Here is a 26,279-nt window from a genome sequence, read left to right as displayed (position 1 = left end):
GATTATGTATTTAAGTTGCAGCTTACTCGGGCACATGTTGATTTTCCCTTTGATTACTTAATTTAGTAATATTTGACCAGCTTATTTTGAGCTGGTTTTTTTATGTCTGTAATTTCTTTGCTCCCCTACTTCTATTGCTTGTTATTGGTTATGATGGCATGTCTCTAAATTTTATAAGTTTATTTTATGCTCACTCAAGTACTCACTAATATTGATTGGCTAAGCGCCGGTGCTGGTGTTGCGTTAGGCGTTGTATTTTACGGCGTTGTATCAACACAGCTTCGCAAAAAGCTACATCTACAAATAAGCGAACAGCAGCAACAGCTTTCCCTATTACAAAATCAATTTGATAATAAAGAGCTGCAATATAGCGCCTTGCAAGAAGATCACGAACTGCTAGAACATACTCACCAAGAACAGCGCGATGAAGCCCAGCATTTTAAAACGCGTTTTAGCGAACAAGAAAAACAAAGCATTCAATACAATCACTTTTGGCGTAAAGCCGAAGGCGAGCTTGCAGCGCTTCGTGAGCAATATAATCAACGCGATGTTGAATATAATAATATGCGCACCACCCTCGAGCAAAAACAACAAAGCTTTACCGAGCAACTCGCGCAAATTGAGCAAAGTAAAAATATGCTCAAAAAAGAATTTGAAAACCTAGCCAATAAGATTCTAGAAGAAAAATCACAAAGCTTTAAAACCTTAAATCAAGAAAGCATTGAACAATTATTAAAACCGGTTCAAGGAGAGCTAAAAGGCTTTAGAGAAAAAATGGAATCAATACATGTTGAAGACATAAAACAACGAACCGCGCTTAAAACCGAGCTATTGCATTTGCAAGCTAAAAGCCAAGCTATAACAGATCAAGCCGACAAGCTCAGCAACGCGTTACAAGGGCAAAAGAAAACCCAAGGTAATTGGGGCGAACTCATGCTCGAAAACGTCTTAGATAGCGCTGGCTTACGTGCTGGCGTTGATTATAAGCGCGAAGTGTCGTTTAACACTGAAGATGGCCGCTTGCGCCCTGATGTAGTTGTTTACTTACCACAAGGTCGCCACTTAGTCATTGATGCTAAAACATCATTAAATGCTTATACACGCTATGTGAACGCTGAAAATGAGCTAGATGCTAATCAAGCAATTAAAGAGCATGTAAGCGCCGTTACAGCACGTATTAATGAGCTTGCGAGTAAATCGTACGACCGTTTACCAGGGCTTAATTCGCCTGAAGTTGTGGTTATGTTTGTACCAATAGAATCAGCTTTTGTAGAAGCACTTAAATATCAAAGTGATATTTACCAACAAGCAATCGAAAAAAATATACTGGTAGCTACACCTACTACCCTGCTTACTAGTTTAAATATTGTTAAACAGCTTTGGCGTTTTGAAGAGCAAACCAAATACTCAAAAGAGCTGGCAAATCGGGCTGAGCGTTTTTATAACAAGCTCAATGGTTTTTTATTAAGTATGGAAGGCGTAGGTAAGCAGCTTGATAAAGCGAAAGAAAGTTACGACAAAGCGTTCTCGCAATTATACCGCGGTAAAGGTAATTTAATTAAACAAGCATCAGAGTTTAAAGAGCTTGGTGTATCGGTACAAAAAGAGTTACCTAGTGAGATCGTTGAACGTGCGCAGCTAGAGCTTGATTAGATTTATTAAGTGTTTTCAATTAAGTATGTTAAATAATGTACGTTAGAAACCAGAGGTGTTTATGAATAATAAGATTATAGGTATTGTTTTAATCGTTATAGGTATCGCTTTAATTATGTGGGGATATGACGTGTATGATGCGGCGGCTTCGCAGCTAAGCCGTGCATTTAGTGGTGATACACCAATAGAAGCATGGGCGGGTATTATTGGCGGTGCCATCTGTGTGTTAATTGGCATTAAAAAGCTTAAGTAACATAAATAAAATACAGCTTACTGGGGCTTGTTGACCTTTCAGGATGAAATTTGTTCAATCTAGGGGTTATTTAATCGCGGCGCGAGGTTTGTAATTTAGTGGGCTCGATAACTGCTCCTGCGTTATTCTAATGGCTTACATCCATGTAATAATAAGTAAAAACCGAGCAAAGCTTCCGCGTCCTGCTCTCGCCCCTTACCTACATCCATGTAGGCAACAAAGAGTAAATTGCCCCTAGGCAGAACCCTTAGGGCAGCGCATGTTTGGCATTTATACTACGTTATCGTCTGTTTATGGGGAATAACCACACTACATAGACTCTGCCTTGCCTAAATACCAAACAGTCTGCTGCAAATTTAACCTCAAAAGATAAACAGGCCCTGAATAAGCTGTATTAGTTTATTTGTAATCCATCACTTCTAGTAATTCATTCAATTTACTTTCTGGTAGGCATTCGCCTTTATCCCAATAAGAGTTTAGTAACGCAGTTAAACTGCCAATACGCTGTGACTTTTTCTGCATTTGCTCAATCAAAATGTCAGCTTCTTTTTGTTTTTTTTCTAAACGCTCGATTATTATTGTGTGGTTTAGCTCGCCGTTTTCGTTACGTAATAAAGGTATTTCGTTGAGTGAAAAACCCAAGCTTTGTGAAAATTTAATTAATTGCAGTTTTTCCAAGTTTTGTTGGGTGTACAGCCTATAACCATTAGCACTGCGAGTGGTTGGTGTTAATAACCCTTTGCTTTCGTAAAAACGAATAGTGCTGGCAGGTATGTTGGTAAGTTTTGCAAGTTCGCCTATTTTCATAACTAATAATAACTCCACTTTACATAAACTTAGTAGGTTGACCTTCAAGCTAACTTTAAGGTTATAGTTGTTTTAATGTCAATTTAATTAGCCAATAATTATGCGCAACCCTGTGTTTACCTCCTTTACCTTGCCAAGTGGTTTAGTATTAAAAAATCGTATTGCCAAAGCCGCTATGGAAGAAAACCTAGCACAAGAGGACCAAACGCCCTCCCAAGCACTTAAAAATGTTTATAGCGCATGGGCTAAAGGCGGTACAGGGCTAATTATTACTGGCAATGTAATGGTTGATCATTTAGCGATGACAGGCCCAGGTGGCCTAGTGCTTGAGCAAAGTACCGATATTACTGCCTTTGCAGAGCTTGCTCGTTTATCAAAGCAAAATAATTGCAAAGTGGTGATGCAAATTAATCACCCTGGTAGGCAAGTATTTAAAAAAATGGGTGGAAAGGCTCTATCAGCGTCAAGTGTTGCACTTAATATGGGTAAGCACTCGCACTTATTTGGCGTACCAAAGGCAATGACTCAAACCGACATTGACGATGTTATTACCCGCTTTACACAAACTGCACTACAAGCCGAAAAAGCCGGTTTTAATGGCGTACAAATACATGCAGCGCATGGCTATTTACTTGCCCAGTTTTTATCGCCACTTACCAATAAGCGCGACGATAAATGGGGGGGAAGTTTACAAAATAGAGCCCGTTTACTTCTCGAAATAACCCGCAGTATTAAAGCAGCTTGCTCCCCCACCCTTTCGGTTTCAGTAAAGTTAAACTCTGCAGATTTTCAACGTGGTGGGTTCGAACCCAGTGACGCGCAAGTTGTAGTGGATTTATTGAATGAACTCAATGTTGATTTTGTAGAGCTTTCGGGTGGTAGTTACGAAGCCCCTGCCATGCAAGGTAAAACAGGTGACGAACGCACACTTGCCCGCGAAGCATACTTTTTAGAGTTTGCAAAAGCGATTAGCCACCGCTCATCAATCCCAATAATGACCACCGGCGGCATTAGTCGCTTATCTATTGCCAACAACGTGATTGAAAGTGGAGTGGCCCTCGTGGGTATTGCCACTGCGCTTGCATACCAACCAAATTTACCAAACAAATGGCAAAATGAGCCACTGCAACTAGCCGTATTACCCAGTGTTACTTGGCAAGATAAAACCCTTGCAGGGCTTGCCACTATGGCACTGGTAAAAAGGCAAATACGCCGTTTAGGCCAAGGCAAACCTGTAAAAACGAACGCTTCACCAATATTTACTTTAATTAGCGACCAGCTACGTTCGGTTAAATTAACTAAGCGTTACCGCAATCGCTTTGCTAGAGAGATTAACTAAGCTTTGGTATTCACTCTTTTTATGTATTTCGGTTTTGTTTACTAATTTTTACACTTGAATAAATGTAACCATTTTTATGTTGTGTAAATGAGTATTAAGGCGTGCACCAATTTGGAAGTTTGCTTTTTTATCAAGCTATTATAGTGCACTATTTTGTGCATGTTAAAGTACTGTACGAGTAAAGAAAATAATCATTCTAAAATGTTAATTAAAGTGCGCGTTCAGCGTTTGTTAATTTAGTCATCTTATTGAAAGTATTGATATTTATTGTTTTTCTCCCGCTTGAGTTTGGTTGGTATTTATACTAGTTTATAGCGTAGATATTTAACCTTACTCAAGGAGAATAGTTACATGGTATCTCGCAGAAATTTTATTAAAGCAGGCGCTGCTTTAAGTTTAGGCTCTATTTTTAGTGCTTCAGCTTTGGCTGAACAATTAAAAGTAAAAATGTCTAACGGCAGTGTTATGCAAACTAAAGGATCAATAGATAAAAGCGCTGCTCTGCCCACAAACGATGTTACTAACGCTAAGCATTACCGGCCTGAATCAAGAATGGGCTTAGGCGGTCTTGCCGCTGGGAATGGCTTTAATACTATATCAAGCGATGCAGAAATTTTAACAATGCTAAATGCAGCATGGGATTCTGGTATTCGTCATTTTGATACGTCACCTTTTTACGGCTTAAGCTTAAGTGAAAGGCGCTTCGGTGATTTACTTCGAAACAAAAAGCGTGAAGATTATGTTTTATCCTCAAAAGTAGGTCGCCTTCTTACCCCTTCAGCAGAGCCTCTAGAAAATAGCTGGCATTGGGCTGATCACTCACCTTTTCATTATAAATATGATTACTCTGCATCAGGTACGCGCCGTTCAATAGAAGACACGTTGCATCGTATTGGTGTCGCCTCGCTTGATATTGTTTATATTCACGATTTATCACCGCAAAATAGTGATATGGGAGATGACTGGCTTAAGTATTTTGATCAGGCAGCAAAAGGGGCTATTCCTGAGTTAACTAAAATGCGTGATGAAGGAATAATTAAAGGCTGGGGTTTTGGAGTAAATACACCTCATGCTATTTATAAAGCGCTTGATATGTCAGATCCTGATATTTGCTTACTAGCGCTGCAATATTCAATTTTAGATCATAAGCAGGCACTTGATAAAACCTTTCCTATGCTTGATAAACGAGGTGTTTCAGCAGTCATTGGTGCTCCGCTTAATGGTGGTTTTTTAGCCGGTCGTAACCGCTTTAATTATTCACCTAAAATTCCTGGGCCTATGCAGCAAAAGTTTAATGCAATAAACGACATTGCATCTAAACATGGGATTGATATTAAAACAGCTGCACTGCAATTCGCAGAGGCGCCTTCAACGGTATCCTCAATTATTCCTGGCGCACGCACGGCAGATCAAATTAAAGCTAATGTAGCCTCGATGAAAGTTACCATACCAAGCGAATTTTGGAGTGAATTGAAATCTAAACAGCTTATTGCAGAAAACGCCCCCATACCTGCATAACAAAATAGGTGTGCCATTTGCTTGGCACACCTCGTTATAGCTAATGAGGTTGATTTTCAAGCAACGCTTAGTAGTAAGTACATTGATTGTTGGGCATTTGTATAAGCGCAGCTTGCTGGCGTTTAAAAACGAAGTTTTTAAACTTAGTTATTAGGTAGTCAAAAGCATTATTACGTGCCTATTACATATTACGTGCCTATTACATATTACGCATATCGGTATCATGCTGCACTTCATCCTAGTGGTGAGAGCGTGTGGAACATATTAAAAGAGCTAAATATATAAAGCAAAAAGCTACTGTAAACCCCCATTACAGTTAGCCGGCAAATAGTAAATTAGCACTACTTAGTCAATTGAGCAGTGCTAATTGGTTTAATTAAAAACCACATTTACCGTTATTTATTGCCATTGCGCTTTTGCCAAAACGATCTCAATACCCCACAACTTTGCTTTTATAAACTTAAAAATATCAAGCACATTGCGATTTATTAACCCATTTTTTGTAAGGTTGGTACTTATCGTACAACACATTAAAAATATACGTGTATATAAGTATAAACACTAAAAATCCAGCTTCTAATGCTGTAGCGGCTAGCCATGTAATATTTAAATACCAAGCAAGTATTGGCAGCGTTATTACTAACATACCCAGCTCAAAGCCACATGCATGCGTAATGCGGGTTACTAAACCTCGCTCGATTCGGTTATGCCCAGCTATTGTATCAAACACTATGTTGTAAATGTAATTCCAAAGCATGGCGAAGATTGATAAACCAACACCTACTATTGCCATTTTTCCTGTTGCAAACCCACCAAAATAAACTGATGCAGGTATAACAAAAGATAATGCTATCATCTCAAATATTAGCGCCTGAAAAATACGTTCTGCTGTGTTCATATATAAATAACTTCTTAAGTTGATGACGATGGCTGTATTTTCATTCATTATAAAGATATGTGTTAGTTACTTAGTATCGGGAAAAGCGATATGTTTAGTATTGAACAGCTTCAAGCATTTGTGGCTACCGTTGAAGCTGGATCGTTTTCAGCTGCTGCGCGCGGTTTAAGTAAAGCGCAGTCGGTAATAAGCCAGCATATTATTAATTTAGAAATAGACTGTAATGCGACATTATTTGAGCGCACAGGGCGCTATCCACAATTAACCGAAGCCGGTAAACAGTTACTCCCCCAGGCTAAAGCCGTGCTTAATCAACACCAGCGATTAACAAACTCTGCATTAGCACTAAATGAAAAAACACCAACCGAAATCACTATCGCACTTGACGAAGGGATCCCGTTTAAAACTATCGCGAGTATTATTAGCAAGCTGCAAAGTAAGTATCCTTACGTATCGCTTGAGTTTTTAAGTGCATCCAGCCATGACATAATTGACATGCTAAACAGCGAAAAGCCTATAACGGGTATTATTTTTAGTGAATTAAATATACCGAGCTACTTAGACTATGAATGTATTGGATCGGTAAAATTTGATTTATATGTTGCTAAATCGCACCCTTTAGCGGGGATCAGATGTGAAAATATGGATGGCCTTCGGCTACATCGACAACTTCTTCTTCGTTCTCGCAATACGCAAACAAGTAGCTTTCAGCTAAAAATTAGCCCAGAGATTTGGTATGCCGATAATTACTTTGTATTACTCGAGCTAGCAATACAAGGTAACGGGTGGTGCTTATTACCAAACCATGTAGCTGTAGATGCAGTACAAAGTGGTGAGCTGGTTAAACTTCCTCTTGAGTTTGAAGAAATGGGTTGGTTGGCTAATGTTGATGTATTACAGCATCAGCAACACAGTAATCAAGAGGTGTTTAAAGTACTAAGAAATTTACTACGGAATTTTTTAAAAATTTAGCTTTTATATAATGCCTGTTAGGCGGTTTACTTTTTATTACGCTAAATCCCAGTAAGGTGTATCGCCATAATATCCACTAGTAAAATCAACAAATGCACGTACTTTACTGGGTAAAAACTGTCTGTTAGCGTACACCATATACAGTCCCATTGGGTCGGGTTCGTAGTCATTTAAAATGCGCACTACTTTACCTTGAGCCAGCGCTTCGCCAGCAATAAATGTGGGCTGCATAGCAATACCACCTCCAGCAATGGCTGTATTTAGTAGTAAGTCACCATTGTTAGCCACAAAGTTACTTTCAAGCTTTAGCTCGCTTTTTAACTCATTAACCCCAAATAATCGCTTTGTGGGCTCACTGTGGGAATAGCGTAAATAATTATGTGATTGTAAATCTAGCAGTGTTTGTGGCGTGCCATGGCGTTTTAAATAGTCGGGTGACGCAAATACAGCTAAACGTATAGGGGCAATTTTTTTAGCTATGAGCGTTGAGTTTTTTAATACGCCAATGCGCAGAGCAATATCAATACCCTGCTCTACTATATCTACATATTGGTCTGTGAGCCGTAAATCTAACTTTAAATTTGGATACTGCTTTTGAAAATCAACCAACAAACCTGCTAAATGCTTAGTACCAAACGACATAGGCGCACTAATACTAAGCACACCCGATACATTTTCGCTTAAGTTGTTTAGTGAGTTTTCCATGTCTTCAATATCAATAACCACCTGCTGACAACGCTGATAATACTGATTTCCAGCCTCTGTAACACTTACTTTTCGCGTTGTACGATGTAATAAACGCGTGCGTAGATTATCTTCCAATGCAGAAATATATTTGCTGACTAACTGCGGCGAAATATCGAGTTTATCGGCCGCTTTTGAAAACGATCCTTCTTGCACAACGGCTAAAAAGGTCTTCATGGTGGTGAGCTTATCCATTTTTTAACAATGCTTTGTTGATAATGTATAAATAAGTATCATATTTATCGTCAAAATAGAAACTTATATAGTGTTTATAACGCATCTACTTGTTTAAGGTTTTAGTATGACTCAGCCTGCTTTATTTATATCTCACGGCTCGCCAATGATGGCTGTTCAGCAATCGGCTACGTCAGATTTTCTTGCATCATTAGGTCAAACGCTTAGTAAGCCTCGTGCTATTGTGGTGTTTTCTGCCCACTTTGATGAAGCGCACGATATAGTTATTACATCCGGAGATGCGCCGCATACTATTCACGACTTTTATAACTTCCCCAAGCCCCTGTATGAAATTCAATACCCAGCACCAGGAGACCCTAAGCTTGCTAATACTATTAGTGAGTACTTTTACAAAGCGGGTATTAAAACGGTGCAAAGTGCAGATCAAGGGTGGGATCATGGTGTGTGGATCCCGCTGCGCTTAATGTACCCAACAGCTAATATTCCCATTGTTCAGGTGTCTATTAACACGCGTTTAGGCGCTCAGGCGATGTATAAATACGGACAGTTACTTGCACCACTGCGCAGCGATAACGTATTAATTATTGGCTCCGGCGGTATTAGTCACAATCTACGTGAAATATTTAAAAGCCCTGCTACACCTAATCGTGTTCAAATGGTTAATGAGTTTACTCATTGGGTTGAGCAAAAATTAATAGCGCAAAACACCCAAGCGTTACTTAACTATTTAAATGAAGCACCCTATGCTTTATTTAATCACCCTACCCAGGAGCACTTTTTACCTCTTTTTGCAGCGCTTGGAAATAGTGACGGTAAAGCCAAAAAAATACATGAAGGTATAGAAATGGATATTTTAGCACTCGATGCTTATAAGTTTTATTAATTTGAGCGTTCGTTCAAATTAAGTTAAGCTGTAAGCAAGTACTCTAAAACCAACTTAATTTATTTTATTGCGGAGCAAACATGGCAACTACACTTGCATTTGACGTATACGGTACGCTAATAAACACTCACGGCGTACTGTCCTTACTCGACGACATGATTGGCGATAACGCCCAAGCATTTTCAAATACATGGCGCGAAAAGCAATTAGAGTATTCATTTAGACGTGGATTAATGCAAAATTATATTCCCTTTTCGCTATGTACAAAACACGCACTCGATTACGCCTGCTTAGCGCACAAAACCGAGCTAAGTGAAGATCAAAAGGGGCAACTGCTAGAGCTTTATAAAACGCTTCCTGCGTTCGATGATGTAAAAGCAGGCCTTGAGCAATTAAAAGCGAAGGATTACCGTTTGTTTGCATTTTCAAACGGAGCTGCCGACGCAGTTCATACCTTATTAGAAACCGCTGGCATTAGTGAACTTTTTGAAGGGGTAGTAAGTGCCGACGACGTTAAAACCTTTAAACCAAACCCAGGGGTTTATAGCCACTTTTTACGCGAAACCAATTCAACAGGCGCAAACACGTGGCTTGTATCAAGTAACCCGTTTGATGTAACCGGTGCCATATCGCACGGCATGCGCGCGGCGTGGATTCAACGATCTAAAGAATCTATTTTCGATCCGTGGGAAATACAGCCAAATACTATTGCAACCGATTTACTCGATTTAAAAGCAAAATTAGAAAGCGTTAACTAATTTTCTGTCCCCCCTTTTGCCTATGGTATTAAGTGCCGTGGGTGTAAAGGGGGTTTACGTTTTAACTATTTACTCCCGCCTTTATTAGCTCAATCACTGTATTCATACGTTTTGCCAACGGCCTATTTCGATGATGGCACACATAAATAGATTCACTAACCGGACATTCTAAATGATGCGTTTTAATAAGCGCGGGCTTATTGAATGCGCCAACAGCATGAGCAGGTAATACCGTAAAACCCAGTCCTAAGCTTACTGGTTCTAGTATTAAACTAATTTGGTTAGAAAATCCCGTACGTCTTATTTGGTCAATATGCTCAAACTCACTGTAGTTTTCGCTTAGTAGTAGCTGCGCATGATGGCTTGCATCGGGATGAGCAATAAACCCTAGCTCACACAGGGTTTGCCAATCAGGCATGTTTATACCTGCAGGCGTTACAAGTAGTAGTGGCTCTTGGCTTATTTTATGGCTGGTTAGTTCGCTAAATGTTGGAGCTTGAGTTAAAAACCCGATGTCGGCACTGTGGTTTGCTACAGCTTGTTCAACACTTACATTGGGCGCAAAGCGGTAATCAATAATCAGCTCTTTATGCTCAGATTGCAGTGCTAATAATTGATTATAAAACTTTAAACCACAACTGCCCGGAGATTGAATCTTTACCGCTCCGCTGTACGGCGAATCATCTTTTAATTGTTGTTCTAAAAACTGCCAATCTTTAAGAAGCAGGCTGCCCTGCTGATATAAGTTTTGGCCCTGAGGAGTAAGAGAAAACTGCTTACCATGGCGCTCAAGCAAAGCGCAGTTAACTTGTTGCTCTAGCTTTTTAATGTGCTGACTTACACCAGATTGGGTCATATAAAGGCGCTCAGCTGTTTGGGTAAAATGATTTACCTCAACCAAAGTACAAAACGTATTTAACCATGTTGGATTTATCATTACAAAACGTACTCAAAATGATGATTAATGATAATTTTACTTAATGGTGGTCGATTCGTAAACTAACTCCATCAACTAGTCACAAGATAAGTCACAAGTTAAAGAGGAAGCATTATGAGTCATACATATCCACGTAGTTTTTCGCACATTGGTATTTCGGTTCCCGACGTTGAAAAAGCAGTTGAGTTTTACACTAAGGTTATGGGTTGGTACACCATAATGGAACCCACTTTAATTACCGAAGACAAAAGTCCAATTGGCGAAATGTGCACAGAAGTATTTGGCGAAAAGTGGGAAAAATTTAAAATTGCGCACCTATCTACAGGGGATCGTATTGGTGTCGAAATTTTCGAATTTAAAAACCAAGAAAACCCAAAAGACAATTTTGAATATTGGAAAACAGGCATCTTCCATTTTTGTGTTCAAGACCCTGATGTAGAAGGTTTAGCTGAGCGTATTGTAGAAGCTGGCGGTAAAAAACGTATGCAAGCCCCTCGTTATTACTACCCGGGTGAAAAGCCGTACCGCATGATCTACATGGAAGACCCGTTTGGTAACATCCTTGAGATTTACAGCCACAGCTACGAGCTTATTTACAGCGCAGGCGCTTACTAAATAGCACTTAGCTAAAAACAAAGACCGCAGTATTTATTACTGCGGCCTTTTTGTTTCAGTTATAGAGTTTTTAAATACACTTCACCGTCTTCTTATTCTCTATAACTTGTTTTTGCTTAGCTTGTGCAGCATGTTTTGCCCTGAGTTGAAAATATTATCAACCTCCAGAAAAACACTACCAATCGAACTGTGTCCTAGTGAATTTATGAACGACATAATGTATTTGTCAGGAACTTTTGCTCTTATCCACAAACAGGCTACATGTCAGTACCGCTGAGATTAAAAAACAAAACATTACGCTTAATGTAAATAATATAAAGTTTTCATTTTTTGATATAGCTGCTCCTTTAAGGAGTATTTCACCGCTATTAAGTGCATCTACTCCTACATAGATCATCAACGGAATTACAAAAAATGCATTGCTGAGCTTAATAAGTAAGTCCTTTGATGAAAGACTTACTAATTGAGAAGCATTATGCTCTTCCTCGTCTCTATTTAATAGTTCGGCTTTTAATAGCTCAAAGCGTTCAGGGTACAAAGCCCTATCAATAGACGTAATAGCTTCTTGCAATTCGGTAACAGAATATTCTGAATAATTTGGTTCCATCTATTAAACCTTCTCCAGTGCCTAGCGCTTACATAAGCGGAAAAATATAGTTGACCAAAATGGTTTTAGGAACAAAAAACAGCCAGCTATAATTTTTTCATTTGATATTTACGTTAGGTTTTTTAGTTAACTGTATATAAAACAAGTATATATAGCTAATGGGCCAAAGTAAGAATATGGAAGCTACTAGTTTAAAGTGTCCATTTTTATATGAATGTGCTTGTGCTGAAAACCAACTTAATAAAGCTCCAATTACACATGAAATCTTAAGAATGTTACCAAACCAGTGTTCATTAAGGAAACTCATAAAACTGGTGTTTTGACTTGCAAATATAAATAACAAAAGAGCTGAGGTACCAAATAAGAGACAGCTTCTTGATTCTGAACATTTTAGTAAGAATAGGCTAAAACCATCTTCCATGTTTTCACTAAAAAGTGGATGCTTCATAGAACTCCATTTAACATCTAACAATTTTATAGGCCGCGAATCGAGCATACTTCTGCCGATGTCACCCTCATGTTTCTACTTTATACAGTTTTAACAAATTACCTAAGGCATTGCTATCAAAAGCTATTTAATATTTACAAGCAAAGTTAAGGCATATAAATGCGCGTTTCGCTCATTTCCTTGATTATGTTAGTAAGCAGCAGTTTGGCTGGCTTAATAGGTATTACAAGTATATGATATTGATAATTATTTGCATTAAAGGATTTTGAAGGTGTGTATGAAAAAGTCTATGTTAACTCTGGCGTTAGTTACGGGTTTGAGTGGTTGTAGCACAACAACTGTGCCGCCTGATAAAAGCTCATCGCTTTATTACACTGCGCTTTATAATGCACAAGCAAAGCCTGTTAGCTCTGTATTATTAGAGCCCAAGCTATTAAATGCCGATGTGGTTTTAGTAGGTGAATGGCATACGCACCCGGGTGTGCATTTATTTCAGGCTGAGTTATTTGAGCAATTAAGCAAAAGTAATAAACGCACTGCCCTTTCGCTTGAACAATTTAGCCGCGCGGTTCAGCCTATTTTAAACCAGTATGTTAAAGGTGAAATTGGTGAGCAATACTTAATTGATAACACCCAAGCGTGGCCAAATTACAAAAGTGATTACCGTGCGCTGGTAGAGCTGGCAAAAACGAACAATAGCGATGTAATAGCTGCAAATGCCCCTAAAAATATAGTCACCTGTATTGGCAGGCAAGGCATAAGTTATGTAAATAAACTTGATGAAACACATCAGAGCTATATTGCAGCCGCTATTGATACGTCCCCCAGTGATTATAAACAACGTTTTGTGCAATCAATGCACCATGGCACACCAACTCAAAACGAAAACTATTATGCTGCGCAAGTTACCTGGGATGAAACCATGGGGGAGTCTATCGTTAACTATTTAAATAATCATAAAGATGCGCAGGTAATGCATATAGCGGGCGATTTTCATGTGAAAAATGGCGAAGGTATAGCGCGCGTTATTAAGCGTTTAGCGCCAGAGCTAAATGTTGTGTGGATATCGCCGGTTACAAGTGTGCAAGCTAACCAAACAGGATATCAGTTGCAAGTTAACCCTTTGCCACCCCGTTATGTACAAAAAGAACATCAGCAAGCCGCTTTTAAAGCGTTAGCCAAACGAGGCGAGCAAACAGCTTGCTTATAAAATAACGACATAGTTAGTGAATCTCTTAACCAGGGCTCAGGTTAACTATGTCGTCATGTATTTAGTTTAGTTATTTCGGGCTTGGTTGGTTAGCTCAACCAGCGCTTTACGAACCTCTAACGGGCTGTTGCACTGGGTTTTAAAGTTAATAAAGTAATTACGCTTTTGGCTTTGTATATAAAAACCAGTGGGTAATAAGCCGCTCATTATTGGGGTGTTATCAGCTACGCTGTAGTGCTGCATTAATATGAGCGACATAGCATCTTTATGGTCGTCGTTCATATGACTTATCATGCTTTGCTGTTGGCTTTCGTCCCAGTTTTTTGCCTCATCCTGCCATTCGTTTTGCTCAAGCCAAAATATTTTGCCAAAGCCACCAATGTAACGCACACGAATTACGTCTAATTGCCATAATTGAAAGTCGTGCGCATTGCGATAGCTAGCGGCTTCGGGGTATAGGGCAATATAGTTATTAAGTAAAGTGTGTGCTTGCTCACTTGGCACAACAGAGCCATCGCCTACAAGCGTTACTCGCCCGTGCTCGTTTTGATCGCCGTAGTCGGCGGCGTCAAATACGGTAAGGCTCATACGTGAGTCGTGCTTTAGATTTTTAGTGTGCTGGGCTATATCGCTAATAAAAAAGTAAACACGGCCTTGTTCGTCGCACATATAGGGGGTTACTGAGCCAAACGGGTAGCCGCGTAAATTATTAGAAATAGTCGACATGACACCGGCATTGGTTTTGTAAACCAAGGTGCGTGCATCGTTTAATGCTTGCTCTCTCATAAAAACTCCTGACGTTGAGAAAAAACCATGGGTGCATCGTTATAAGGATGAGGATTTACGTGCAGTTTCATGGCGTACATTTGTTGTAAGTTTGGTTCTGTTAATACGGTGTTTATAGGCCCACTTTGCAACACTTTTTTGTTGTGCAGTAAAATAGCGTCGGTTGCATAAAGGCTGGCTAAATTTAGATCGTGTATTGCAATAATGGCGCTGTTGCCCTGCTCTACAAAGGTTTTAACGCAGCTGAGCAAAGCATGTTGGTGGCGCATATCAAGTGCTGATGTAGGCTCGTCGAGCAGCATTAGTTTTGGCTCAGCCGATTGTGTAAAGGCATCGAGCTGGGCTAAAGTACGCGCCATATGAACACGTTGTTGCTCTCCGCCCGAAAGGGCACTTACGCGGCGAGTTAAATACTGGTTTAAATCCATAATAGCGGCATATTTATGTACTTTTTCGCTTTGCATTTTTAATGACTCTACATACGGATAGCGACCCATTGCAATAAGCTCAAATACATTAAAATCAAACCCTACGTGGTTAGCTTGCATCATGACTGCGCGCTGTGTTGCAAGGCGTTTTTTAGCGTGAGAGGCCAGCGGCTTAGCATTAAAAAGTACACTGCCTGTAAAGGAGTGCATACCTGCTAAGGTATGCAGCAAGGTAGATTTACCTGCGCCATTTTCACCAAGTAGTGCTACAAGTTGCCCTTGTTTAACGCTGCCATTAATAGCGTTTAAAACGCTGTGATTATCAAAGCCAACGCTTAGGTTGTTAAACGTGATCATGACCAACCTCGCTTATTTTTCACTATTAAATAAATAAACAATGGCGCACCCAATAGCGCGGTAATAATGCCAATGGGTAGCTCTGATGGCATGATCACAATGCGTGCTAGCCAGTCAGAAAGTAGCAATACCACTTCGCCAATTAGCATACAAAGCGGCAGCATATTACGTAAATGCGGCCCCACCATTAAGCGGGCAATATGCGGGACTACCAAGCCAACAAACCCTATTAAACCGGTAAGCGCTACAACCGCACCTACCCCTAATGCAACGAGTATAATGACATATAATTTAAGCTTATTGGTGTCTACTCCTAGGTACTGAGCTTGTGACTCGCCAATAAGGAGTAAGTTCATGGGATTTTTTAACCGCCACAGGCCAATTAGGCTGATAAACAGTAACGGCGCAGCTTGAATAATCGTGCTCCAGCTTGCTCCGCCTAATGAGCCCATGGTCCAATAATTTATTAATCGTAGCGCGCTATCGTCGGCAAAAAAACTCAGTAGCCCAATAACAGCGAATGCTAACGCGTTAATAGCGACTCCTACCAATATAAGTGTGGTGATATTAATTTGCCCCTGCTGCTTGGCAATAAAATATACCAGCGAGGTAACGCCAAGCGCCCCTAAAAACGACGCATAAGGTAAATACAACTGAGCGTTAAAATTAAACTGCGCGCTAAGTGCAATAAACGCCACTGCAACCATTGCCGCACCTGCACTAATGCCAATAATAGATGGGTCTGCCAGCGGGTTACGGCAAAGCGCTTGGGTTGCCGCCCCTGTTTGGGCAAGTACCAACCCTACTAATACAGCAAGCACAAAACGCGGCAAACGTATTTGCATTACTACATTAATTTGCAGCGCATCAAACTGATTAAAGTACTTGGGTGCAAGCCAGGCAATAGCTAAACGCCAATCCCATCCTGCAGGGCCATACCCAATGCTTAGTAGCGCCAAAGCAAAAATACAAACAGAGGCTAATAGCATCCATTTATGAGTTTGGCTAAGTGTTATAGGCACAAAGCGGCTCAATGTTAGGGTGTTCATAAGCGGGTTTTATACTCGTTAAGCTCATTAATTGCTGTGGCAATACGTGGCGACATGCCAAGCGAAAGCAGGCTATCCATTACAAGTAAGTTACAGCTTTGCGCAGCTTTTAATAAGCGTAGGTTCGGTTGCTTACAAAAAGCCTGCTTGCCGCCAATGCTTTGTACAACATGCTTTGGCGCAACTAAAAAGTCAGGCTGATTTACAGCAAGTACTTCGGTATTAATTACTTTAAAGCCTGAATGTGTAGCGCCTATATTAGTAATGCCCGCATAGCTAAATAATAAATTAGGGACGGTTTCTTGCCCTGCGGCAACAAGCCCGCGCTCATTAGCTGAGAGTAAAAATAGTGCACTGTGCGTTTGTTGTTTTGCTTTTTCAGGTAATGAGTCTGTAATGTGCGTAATAAGCGATTGCGCTTTTTGCTTGGCGTTTAAATCGGTACCAAGGCGTTTAATTAGCTCAAGTAGCTCATTAACTGAGGTGGGTTTTTTATAATGAATTAGTTTAATCCCAGTTGCCTCAATTTGTTTAAGTGCTTGGCTTCGCCCTGCGCCTTCAAGCGCTAACAAGGTGGTTGGGCGCATTGAAAGTACGCCTTCTGCCGCTAAATCGCGGTAATAACCCACTTGTGGTAATTGCGTAGCTTGCTGCGGGTACATACTAGATTGATCAACCGCTACAAGGGTACTTTGTTTGCCCAGCGCATAAATTATTTCTGTAAGGGTACCGCCAGCACTAATAACGCGCTCCTGTGCAAGTACAGGTTGAGTGACTAAAGCAAACAATATAAATAGGTATTTCATTACAAACTCCGGCTTTTATTTTTCGGCTATTATAACCAGTTAAATCTAAATGAAAATGATTATCATAATTAATTGATCTTAATTTGACTTAGTTGTAACATCCTCGCCATAAATAATAACTATTATCATTTGGAGTTAAAGTGAACCCCTCTACATTTAAATTTACTGCTATAGCAACCTTATTACTCGGATCGGACACTGCATTTGCCGAAAACATAATTGACGATCATATTGTTGTGAGTGGCTCGCGCTTTGAACAAAAGCTTAAAGATGTAACAGGCTCAGTAACGGTTATTACCGAGCAAGATATAGAGCGCCAGCTAGCTGTAGATTTACAAACCATGTTTAAATACGATTCAAGCATTGCAACCACAGGCAGTGGTGCAGGCGCGCAAACACTTACTGTACGTGGTGTTGGTGGTAACCGTGTTGTATTTATAAAAGATGGCCGACGCACCAACGATGGTTATGCAGGCGGAGGGGGCTATTTAGTTGGCCGCAATTACTTTGATGTAGCAGGCGTAAAACAAGTAGAAGTAGCCAAAGGTGCTGCATCGTCTTTATATGGCTCTGACGCACTCGGTGGCATTGTGGTTATAACCACGAAAGATCCAAGCGATTATCTAAAAGATAACAGCAGCTATGTAAAAATGGCACTGGGGTATCAAGGTCAAAGTAACCAAATTGCTGCTGATATTACCGGTGCAAAAGACTTAGGCGACTTTGCAGTAAGCGCAGTTTATAGCCATCGCGACAGCGAAGAAGTACAAAACTACGACGAAAACTTACCCGGTTATGATGCAAAGTCGGACGCTTTATTAGTTAAATTTGAACAACAGCTTGATGAAAAACGCACACTTAAATACACCCTTGATTATTTTAATCAAACGACTGAGCAAGTAATAACCCCCGCGGTTCAAGAAACCGAGGAAGACGACACTAGTTGGTCACTGGCGCTAGATTACCATTCAGAGGTAGCTACAGCTGCGTTTGATAAATGGTACGGGCAAGTGTCTTATAGTAGTTACGAGCAACAAAGTGATGCAATAAGTGCAGCAAGCACCTACACCGATTATAACGACTATCGCTTTGAGCAAAATATTTTAGGTTTAAAAGCGGTATTTAATAAAGGATTTAACGCAGAGAGTGCCGATCACGAAGTGGTATACGGGATTGATATCGATTTATACGACACCACTCGGCCACGTTTAAAAACGCGTGCTTTAGCTGATGGCACCGTTGATTTTACAGACCAAAAACAAAAAGCGTTTCCGGGTGCTGATACCTCTTTAATTGGCGCTTATGTGCAAGACAGTATTTCGTTTAAAAACAGCGCATGGTCGGTTATTGCAGGCGTGCGATATGATTACTACACCCTAGAAGCTAAAAGTGATGAGCTATATGCCGATGCGCAGCTTGATGATATTACCGAATCTGCTTTTTCGCCTAAGCTAGGTGTTATATATCAAGTGGATGATAACTTATCGTGGTATGGGCAATACGTACGAGGCTTTAAAATACCACCACACGACCAAGCCTATCAAAGCCACGGCGTTGAACCGTTTTATCAAATACTACCAAATGCCGATTTAGACCCAGAAAGCAGCGACTCATTTGAGCTTGGGCTTAGGTACGCAAGCAGCGATATTAGCGTAAATTTAAGTGCTTTTTATGCAGCATTCGATGACTTTATTGAAACCGCCGTAGTAGGTGTTGAGCCAACGTACATTCCTAATGTAAACAAAACTCTGTATCAGTATCAAAATATTAGCGAAACACAAATAAGCGGTGTAGAAGCAGGGATTGCCGTGTATGTTGCTGAAAATATTCTGCTTGAGGCAAATGTGGCCTACGTTGATGGTGAAAATAAAGAAACCGATCAGCCACTTACCAGCATTAGCCCGTTAAATGGCTCAATATTGTTAAGTACAGAGCTGGGTAATATTAACTGGACCGCTGCGTTGCGTTTAGCTAAATCGCAATCGGATGTAGTACTTGATGCAAACGATGATAAAACTACGCAAGGGTATGGCTACGGCGTTGTTGATTTATACGCAAACTACGAATGGCAAGCGTGGCAGCTAAATGTAGGTGTACTTAACTTGCTCGATAAAGAATATGTACCTTTTGAGTTGATTGCAGGTCAATCGCAAAGTGCTGATTTTAGCCAATACACCCAACCTGGGCGTAACTTTTCAGCAAGGGTAAGCTATCAGTTTTAATTAGGGCTAAACAAATGGCAATAAACGCTGCATGGGTATGCAGCGTTTGCCTGCCACATATTTACCCAAGTCAAATTACTTAATGGTGAGTATATTCAGGTACACCTCTACATACTTAATGCCCATTAACACTTAATATAAACAGCACTTTTAAAGCCAAAATCGCCGTTATTTATAAATTAATTAATCGCAAAGTCTTGGGTTTCTAAATAGCTGGGGGCGTTTTTAAAATATGCCGTTAGCTTACTTGCAAGCGTTGTATTTATTGCGCTGTCGCACTCTAATTACCCGTTATACTTCCCCCTAGTAAGCGGCACTAAGCTTAACGATTACTTTGTATTTTATGAATTACCAAGCCTTGTTGCTGCGTTAGTTTTACTAATGAAAATGCATTTTTTGTGTTTTATTTGTCGTTTGCTTTTCAACATATAACGGATTTTAAAAGGTTAGTTTGGTAGTAAAACTGCTTTGGGATTAGCGTATTTACCAAATTTTGTTATTGACGATTTAGGGCTTACAAAATAACTGTAAAGGGGGTTAACAGTCACTATAGCAAAGGCATAGCAATGATTTACAAGCCATCAAAAGCAGATGGCTGGCTTAATAAACTCATGCACTCTGTGTAAAGTATTTATCAATTTAAGGTAATACAGAGTATTACTTAACAAAGCTGTGGTTAGCTAATATCGGCCACTACGCATCGGTTACGACCATCCTCTTTAGCATGGTATAGCGCCTTATCGGCACATTTATATACTTGTGCAATATCAGTACTATGCTCAGGCCAGGTTGCAATACCTATAGAAATAGTGATTGTTCCAATGGTGTTTATTTCTGTCGATTCTACTGTTTTACGTAAACGCTCTGCTATTTTATAGGCACTTTGGCTGTTTTCATTTGGTAGCACAAGAACAAATTCTTCACCGCCGATTCTTGATACTATGTCGTCTCTTCTTGATAGTTTTTTAATTATATTTGTTAGCGAAACTAAAGTTTCGTCGCCTTTACCATGTCCAAAAGTATCGTTAACACGTTTAAAAAAGTCGATATCAATTTCTAATATAGCGAATGGGGTTTGCTTTAGCATAAGCTGGTTAAGTAGGCCGTTTAAGCTTCTTCTGTTATGCGTATCTGTTAAGGGATCTGTTTGTGAGTCATGGCGTAGCACACCTATTTGTGCTTGTAATAAAGTAACCTCTCTTAACATCGCTAACTTCAGTTTTTGACTTTCAAAATACCACGACTTCACGCTTTTAAGTTTTTCTAAGCTTTTTGGATCATCGAGTGTATTTGCGTTATCGGCTAATCGCTTTAGCGGCCTTGCTATAAAGTGTGCGAATAAACCAATAAAAATAAATGTGACTAATGCCATAGGTATTGTTTGTTCAATGACTTCAATAGTTAATGTATCTAGCGAAGAGAGCGTTGATTCTAATGGTCTTTGCGCCACTATTCCCCATTTAGATAAAGTAATGGGTGCGTAGCCTGCGAGCATCGGCTTATTTAAGCTATTAATAACCGTTGAAGTGCCTATTTCGCCACCTATAACAGCGTCAATCACAGCATTGTTAGCAATAACGTTGCCGATTCTGGCAGGTTCTGGGTGATATAAAATGCGCTTATTTGAGCTAACAACATAAAGGTACGAACCACCTTTGTAGTAATGTTGTTCTAAAAGCTCATTTAAAATATTTTTCTCTTTTAAATAAAGAGAGCCCCCAATATAACCTAAATACTTATCTTCAGAATCAAATAGCGGGTGCGATATAAAAACAATTAAATTATCAGCTGCCGATAAATAAGGCTCACTAATTAATGGGCGTTTTTCTTTTAGTGCTTCTATTGCTCCTGGAGACTGTATTTTTTGGCCTATTAAACTTTCAAAGTGAGGCGACGTCGCTGCAACTACGCCATGTAAATTAATCACAACAGAGTTAAAGCTATCCGTTTGATGATTTAAACGAATGGCTTCATCGTTTAATAATTTGGAGTTATTTGGTGATTGCTCAATAATTTTAGCTGAGTATTCAAGCTGCTGAAGCGCAGACTTTAAAAAGTTATCAGTTGCGGAGGCTAATTTTTGTGCATAGGCTAAATTACTTTTTAGCGTATATGATGTTAACTGCTCTTTTTGAACCTGATAGGTAGAATAAAAACTCCCTACCAATGTGCTCAGTGCTGCAGAGAATGCGAGTAGCAATATAAGAAATCTTAAATTTAAAGCGGGTAGTAATTTATATAGCAAAGCTGCATTCCAAAGCACTCAAATTCAGCGCGTATTATACGAAGTTAGGTATTATACCCGTTTAAGTGTTTTTAATTAAGTTGGTTTGTTCAATTTAGCGACTATGCGTTAGGGTATGGCGTGATAAATAATATATTCCAGCATTGCCATTTTTTATCCTTTAATCAGTAAAACTCTAGCCAACTAAGTGAACGCACCGAGGTTGTTTATTAAGCTTTAAGATATAAGTTGTTGATGTCGTATAAAAAGGCAATATGACTAATAGATAAGTCAAAGTGTATGGCCATGAAAAAGTTAATATGAGGTCAGGACTAAAAACATCACACTAAGTTTATAAAAAAGGCCAGAAGCAAAAGCTACTGGCCTTTCATTAAAGCCGTCATGTGTTTAGAGACGACGGGATGTTATTTAAACTTATTTACTAACGTTTTTACGACGTCTATTAAACCATACTAATGGAGTAAGTAATAAAGCTATAAAGCCAAAACTACCACCACCGCTAGATTTTGCTTCTGTTACAGGCACTGTTGCTACCGCTTCATTTTTTACCATTACAGTACTTTGTTGAGTCACAGTTGTTACACCATCACTTACGGCAACTTCAAAAACAAGCTCTTCATCTGCAGTAATAGCTGCAGGTGTGAAGCTCAAAGTTGCTGTATCAGTACCAGTGAGCGTAGCATCACTACCGCTAACCTGAGTCCAAGCATAAGTTAGTGTTTGACCATTGCGATCTGACGCTGTTGCTGTAATTGTTCCTGTAGCAGATTCAGTGATTTCCGCTGAAGCGCTTTCGACTAAAACAAGTGGAGCTGCGTTATCACATGCTAGTGAATCACCCGCTACAAGTTCTGAAAATACAGGAGATAAAACGTTAGACATAGTTAGGTTATCAATCCACCAACCTAAATCACTTACTGCGCCATCTGATGAAATTCTAAAGCGTACCTTTACTAAGTTGCCGTTTAGAGCATCACCAAAGTTGATAGTTTCATAATTACCATACGCGCCACTATCTTGTACGTTATTACCTGTGTATGTTTCACGTTCTTGAAGCTCTTGAGAATCGTTTTCGATTAGAACAGCGTCATAGCCAACATCAAATGTGCCGCCAATTTCAGTAGCATCAACCCAGTCACCACCATTAACACTAACTTCTACAACACCACCATCCCAGTTTTCCTCGATACTATAGAAATGCCAGAATGAAATTTCAAAGTCGCCAGAGTAACCGACTTCGAATGACTTACTCTCTACTGCTACATCCGATTGGAAGCCATTATTTACAAGGCGCATTGCTTGTGTGCCTAGCCCAAAGCCACCTTGTTCAAAGAATGCAATATTACTACTATTATCCATTACTTGAGTGCCAGCAGCTAAATCACCACCAAACATTACGTTTTCTTTTAAATCTAATAGTGATGAACTTGCTACTTCCATATCATCTGAAACTACAGCTCCAACAGGCGTTTCTGATTTAAAGCCCATATTTACTTCAAACGTAAGTGTTTGATCAAGCGCTTCAACGATATCATCATCCGTTTCAATTTCAGGGAATGTGACTTCAATTTCTAGTGTTTCAGCTGTACCCGCTTCGTTCAAAGTAACTTTAATATCGTTACTAGTTATTGCTTCGTACGGTTGAACTTCACCAAAAGTAAGTAGGCCATCATTTTCAAATGTTACATCATGATCGCTTATAACTGTCAGCTGTGCTGTTGTACCACTAAGTACTTCACTACCACGGTTAGTAATTGTTACGCTAACCGTACTCGTTTCGCCTTTATCTAAAATATTGTCGTTAGTACAAAAACCAAGCTCTGTACCATTGTACATATTGTTTAAGTCAGCACTTGCAAATGCATAGCTAGAAAGCTGTGTTTTATCTGATTCAACTACACCAGTAAGGTCTTCACTGAAACGATCTGGCGATACTGCGCCAAGACCCATACCACGTTTAGCAAATGCGCCTACCATTAATTTGTAATCAGCAGGGTCTACTGCATAGGCAGCAGCTAAAATAGCATCACGTGCTTCAGTGTAGGTTGGTGCTATAGGTGTTAATTTGTAACCTGCAACTAAGTAATCTGCCATTCGAGTTTGTGCTTCATTAAAGCCATGCTCGTTAATAAGCGTTACGTAGTTTTCCCATAATACAGTTGCCCAAATTTCGCCGGCAGCATGAGGAGAAGCCACGCTTGTTGGTGAAATACCAATATCAGCACCAGCATTTTCAGTAATATGTCGGAACGATAATGCATTTACATCTGTATCAGTTGAATAAGGAAGACGACGAATACCGAAGTAGAAGTCTTCTACAAATGTGCCGCTACCATATGCTTTTTGGAACTTATCGTTACCTGTGATATTTATATCGCTTTCTTTAGCGATAAACATTAATGAGTGGAAATCGCCCCAGCCTTCGCCCATTGCGCGGCCTTGGAAGTTAATAAGGCCTGATGAATTACCGACTAAGCGGTTACTAATGTAGTGACCCCATTCATGAGCAATAATACCATTATCAAACGTACCATCTTTTAATGTTGCTTTGGTAAACATGTTTACAGTAACAACTTCACGAGCATCAATTAGGTCATACATTGCATGACCATCAGCGTAATTTAAACCCATATTTGGAATAGTTACAGTATCGTCTTCACCGCCCATTGGTGCCGGTTCTGCTGTATCTGGGTCATTATTAACAACGATAGTTGCTATTGCACCTGCATCTTGTGCATTTTTTACTTTAATTGTAAATGAGCATGAGCCACGGTCTACAATTGCAATTTTACCCGCTAGTTCAGCTGCATTTATAGCAGGCTCACAACCATCATTCACGCTTGTTGAATCTACTGTATTTCCATCATCTAAACGAACAACTTCTGCAGCCACATCACTGAATTGGTATTTACCAAAGCCAGATTCTTTTGTTGAAGCTAAAAGGCCTAAAGAGTCATGTGAAGTTACTGTAATACCAAAATCTACACCAACAACGGCATCTTTACTGTTGTACAAGTACATTTGCATACGTGGACTAGCACCATCAGCTGGCGTAGACATATTTGCGTTATTACGACCTGAGTTATCTTGAGCTTGTGCTTCAATCGGGTCACCTTCTACGCCGCCACGACCAAAGTTAGATACTTGAGCTACATTTGACGTCTCATCAAAACCATGATCATAGAAAAAATCATGTAAAAAGTTATTCATATAAAACAAGTTAACAATAGCCGCTTTACGGTTTGCGTAGCTATTTGCAACTTCATCTACTTGATAAGGGTAGTCAAATGTGAAGTCTGCTGTTGTTTCAGCGGTAAAGTCACCTTCACTAAAATCTTGAGGTGCAACCACATCTGCGTAAGCAAATACGTTATTACCTGATGTTGTCGTTGCATCATCAGCTAACCATGGGTCCATTGTGCTTAGTTTACTGTAGTAAGATAGAGATACCATTGGCGCGTCTAAAATCTCAGTCTCGTCTACTTGCCCTGGGCCATCTGCAGGAATTACGTCACCGTGCGGGCTTTCCATTGGGTAGCCATCTTGGTTAGCGTAAACACGGTAATTAAAGTCAGCTGCATGAGATTTCAAATCTTTCGCAAAATATACTTTGCTGTTATTCGAATCTACTACATAACTAAAGTAGTCACTTTCTAAAGAGCCAACTTCTGCTACTTCTACTTCAATGTAGTAAGCAGATTTAAGCTCGCCTGCAACTTCAAAAAACACTTCTTTTGCACGTGGTGTACCTAAAACAATCTTAGAGCCATCTAATGATTTAGCCTCATATTTTGCATATCCACCTTCATTACCAATTTTACGAAGTGAGACATCAATATTTGCTAATTCACTAAATGCTTTTTTTATACTTTGCTCAGAGCTTACAAAACCCGTTAATGCAGCAAGTTTATTTTTAGATGACGACGTATCAGCAAAATAACCCGAGCTTGCTACTAGGTTGTACTCTTTATCCATTAACAAGTTGTATTCGCGGTTAAAAACTTCAACACCGTTTACTTGTTGCTTGTATTTTGCACTAATAGAACCGCGTTTTTGCTCTGATAAATCAACCATAACAGCAGAAGATGCTGTTGTTTTACGATTACTAATACCTGTTAAAGTTTCAATATAAAAGTCAGCAGCATATTGATTACGGTTATCAGCTGCGATTAAAGCCATGTCAGGCTTACGCTGACCTATTGCTTGCCATAAAAATGTTGCTTTACCCATTTGTGCATCGTAGATAGATTTTTGACCCGATACAGTGGCGCGTTCGGCTAAGGTTCTCTGCTGAACAGCAGCTAAAGAAGTACCCTGAGTAACTGCATTTGTAGCACTTACATCATAAAATCGGGTTTGTTCAGCGGCCGTTAGCTCACCTGCTGCTAATGTTGATGCTACAACTATGGCAATAGTTGTTAATTTAAATTGAGACATGTATCCACCTGTTTGTATTTATTATATTAAAGCACTTAATGTTTTTTAATTGATTATTTTATGTAAACGCATAGTTAAGTTGTTAATATACATACTTGAATGAAGCTGAATA

At 39.7% G+C, this 26,279-nt stretch carries 21 protein-coding genes; 10 read left to right on the top strand and 11 right to left on the bottom strand.

The genetic code is table 11. The features are described from left to right. Positions 1–186: 186 nt before the first annotated feature. Both rmuC and CXF76_RS09860 read left to right on the top strand, forming a co-directional pair. Positions 187–1,653: a DNA recombination protein RmuC gene (rmuC, locus tag CXF76_RS09865; protein WP_101163559.1), complete on the top strand. Its 1,467-nt coding sequence runs from the start codon at positions 187–189 to the stop codon at positions 1,651–1,653. A 61-nt stretch (positions 1,654–1,714) separates the two neighbouring features. After that, entirely contained in the window at positions 1,715–1,906 is a 192-nt protein-coding gene (locus CXF76_RS09860) for a DUF3185 family protein (protein ID WP_007583678.1), read from the top strand. A gap of 399 nt (positions 1,907–2,305) precedes the next feature. Here CXF76_RS09860 and CXF76_RS09855 read toward each other — a convergent pair whose 3' ends face one another. After that, positions 2,306–2,713, bottom strand: coding sequence for a MerR family transcriptional regulator (locus CXF76_RS09855; protein ID WP_101163560.1), 408 nt, complete (start codon positions 2,711–2,713; stop codon positions 2,306–2,308). A 100-nt stretch (positions 2,714–2,813) separates the two neighbouring features. Between CXF76_RS09855 and CXF76_RS09850 the strand changes: the two genes are divergently transcribed. Further along, entirely contained in the window at positions 2,814–4,052 is a 1,239-nt protein-coding gene (locus tag CXF76_RS09850; RefSeq protein WP_101163558.1) for an NADH:flavin oxidoreductase/NADH oxidase family protein, read from the top strand. 351 nt (positions 4,053–4,403) lie between these two features. After that, positions 4,404–5,570 (top strand): aldo/keto reductase, encoded by a 1,167-nt coding sequence (locus tag CXF76_RS09845; protein WP_101163557.1) that lies wholly within the window; start codon positions 4,404–4,406, stop codon positions 5,568–5,570. Between the two features lie 469 nt (positions 5,571–6,039). Here the strand turns inward: CXF76_RS09845 and CXF76_RS09835 are convergent, their stop codons facing one another. Beyond that, positions 6,040–6,468, bottom strand: a complete 429-nt coding sequence (locus tag CXF76_RS09835) for a PACE efflux transporter (RefSeq protein WP_101163556.1) — start codon at positions 6,466–6,468, stop codon at positions 6,040–6,042. Between the two features lie 90 nt (positions 6,469–6,558). Here CXF76_RS09835 and CXF76_RS09830 point away from each other — a divergent pair, with 90 nt between their 5' ends. After that, positions 6,559–7,440 (top strand): LysR family transcriptional regulator, encoded by an 882-nt coding sequence (locus CXF76_RS09830; RefSeq protein ID WP_007583664.1) that lies wholly within the window; start codon positions 6,559–6,561, stop codon positions 7,438–7,440. Between the two features lie 36 nt (positions 7,441–7,476). On the opposite strand, the gene CXF76_RS09825 is transcribed toward CXF76_RS09830, so the two are convergent. After that, entirely contained in the window at positions 7,477–8,379 is a 903-nt protein-coding gene (locus CXF76_RS09825; protein WP_024592724.1) for a LysR family transcriptional regulator, read from the bottom strand. Positions 8,380–8,485: 106 nt separating this feature from the next. Between CXF76_RS09825 and CXF76_RS09820 the strand changes: the two genes are divergently transcribed. Together CXF76_RS09820 and CXF76_RS09815 are read left to right on the top strand one after the other, a co-directional pair. Continuing rightward, positions 8,486–9,262 (top strand): DODA-type extradiol aromatic ring-opening family dioxygenase, encoded by a 777-nt coding sequence (locus CXF76_RS09820; RefSeq protein ID WP_101163555.1) that lies wholly within the window; start codon positions 8,486–8,488, stop codon positions 9,260–9,262. An 80-nt stretch (positions 9,263–9,342) separates the two neighbouring features. After that, positions 9,343–10,020, top strand: a complete 678-nt coding sequence (locus tag CXF76_RS09815; RefSeq protein ID WP_002959247.1) for a haloacid dehalogenase type II — start codon at positions 9,343–9,345, stop codon at positions 10,018–10,020. Positions 10,021–10,081: 61 nt separating this feature from the next. On the opposite strand, the gene CXF76_RS09810 is transcribed toward CXF76_RS09815, so the two are convergent. Then, positions 10,082–10,957, bottom strand: coding sequence for a LysR family transcriptional regulator (locus tag CXF76_RS09810; protein ID WP_101163554.1), 876 nt, complete (start codon positions 10,955–10,957; stop codon positions 10,082–10,084). Positions 10,958–11,071: 114 nt separating this feature from the next. On the opposite strand from CXF76_RS09810, the gene CXF76_RS09805 reads away from it, so the two are divergent. Continuing rightward, positions 11,072–11,572 carry a lactoylglutathione lyase family protein gene (locus CXF76_RS09805; RefSeq protein WP_007583656.1) on the top strand — a complete coding sequence of 167 codons (501 nt, stop codon included), beginning with the start codon at positions 11,072–11,074 and terminating at the stop codon, positions 11,570–11,572. A 226-nt stretch (positions 11,573–11,798) separates the two neighbouring features. On the opposite strand, the gene CXF76_RS09800 is transcribed toward CXF76_RS09805, so the two are convergent. Then, positions 11,799–12,179 carry a hypothetical protein gene (locus tag CXF76_RS09800; protein ID WP_101163553.1) on the bottom strand — a complete coding sequence of 127 codons (381 nt, stop codon included), beginning with the start codon at positions 12,177–12,179 and terminating at the stop codon, positions 11,799–11,801. 725 nt (positions 12,180–12,904) lie between these two features. Between CXF76_RS09800 and CXF76_RS09790 the strand changes: the two genes are divergently transcribed. Continuing rightward, positions 12,905–13,837: a ChaN family lipoprotein gene (locus tag CXF76_RS09790; protein WP_024591577.1), complete on the top strand. Its 933-nt coding sequence runs from the start codon at positions 12,905–12,907 to the stop codon at positions 13,835–13,837. A 66-nt stretch (positions 13,838–13,903) separates the two neighbouring features. On the opposite strand, the gene CXF76_RS09785 is transcribed toward CXF76_RS09790, so the two are convergent. The 4 genes from CXF76_RS09785 to CXF76_RS09770 are packed head-to-tail and all read right to left on the bottom strand — an operon-like array spanning position 13,904 to position 17,263. Continuing rightward, positions 13,904–14,623, bottom strand: a complete 720-nt coding sequence (locus CXF76_RS09785; RefSeq protein WP_101163551.1) for a HugZ family pyridoxamine 5'-phosphate oxidase — start codon at positions 14,621–14,623, stop codon at positions 13,904–13,906. After that, positions 14,620–15,408: a heme ABC transporter ATP-binding protein gene (locus CXF76_RS09780; RefSeq protein ID WP_029769942.1), complete on the bottom strand. Its 789-nt coding sequence runs from the start codon at positions 15,406–15,408 to the stop codon at positions 14,620–14,622. The genes CXF76_RS09785 and CXF76_RS09780 overlap by 4 nt, the downstream gene beginning before the upstream one ends. Further along, entirely contained in the window at positions 15,405–16,457 is a 1,053-nt protein-coding gene (locus CXF76_RS09775; protein ID WP_101163550.1) for a FecCD family ABC transporter permease, read from the bottom strand. Before CXF76_RS09775 ends, CXF76_RS09780 begins: the two co-directional genes overlap by 4 nt. Continuing rightward, positions 16,454–17,263 (bottom strand): heme/hemin ABC transporter substrate-binding protein, encoded by an 810-nt coding sequence (locus CXF76_RS09770; protein ID WP_024591573.1) that lies wholly within the window; start codon positions 17,261–17,263, stop codon positions 16,454–16,456. The genes CXF76_RS09775 and CXF76_RS09770 overlap by 4 nt, the downstream gene beginning before the upstream one ends. Positions 17,264–17,403: 140 nt before the next feature. Here CXF76_RS09770 and CXF76_RS09765 point away from each other — a divergent pair, with 140 nt between their 5' ends. After that, a complete protein-coding gene (locus CXF76_RS09765) occupies positions 17,404–19,485 on the top strand; it encodes a TonB-dependent hemoglobin/transferrin/lactoferrin family receptor (RefSeq protein ID WP_024591572.1) in 2,082 nt (693 codons plus the stop codon). Between the two features lie 676 nt (positions 19,486–20,161). Here CXF76_RS09765 and CXF76_RS09755 read toward each other — a convergent pair. Further along, the gene (locus tag CXF76_RS09755) at positions 20,162–21,685 is read right to left on the bottom strand and encodes a sensor domain-containing diguanylate cyclase (protein WP_024591571.1); all 1,524 of its coding nucleotides are present in this window, start codon (positions 21,683–21,685) and stop codon (positions 20,162–20,164) included. A 459-nt stretch (positions 21,686–22,144) separates the two neighbouring features. After that, entirely contained in the window at positions 22,145–26,167 is a 4,023-nt protein-coding gene (locus tag CXF76_RS09750) for a rhombosortase-dependent M36 family metallopeptidase (RefSeq protein ID WP_101163549.1), read from the bottom strand. Positions 26,168–26,279 lie beyond the last annotated feature (112 nt).

The sequence above is a fragment of the Pseudoalteromonas sp. 78C3 genome, from assembly GCF_002836695.1.
In the GTDB taxonomy this organism is placed as follows: domain Bacteria; phylum Pseudomonadota; class Gammaproteobacteria; order Enterobacterales; family Alteromonadaceae; genus Pseudoalteromonas; species Pseudoalteromonas arctica.
Note: the sequence above shows the minus strand (reverse complement) of the source record. Positions and strands in the feature narration are given on the sequence as shown.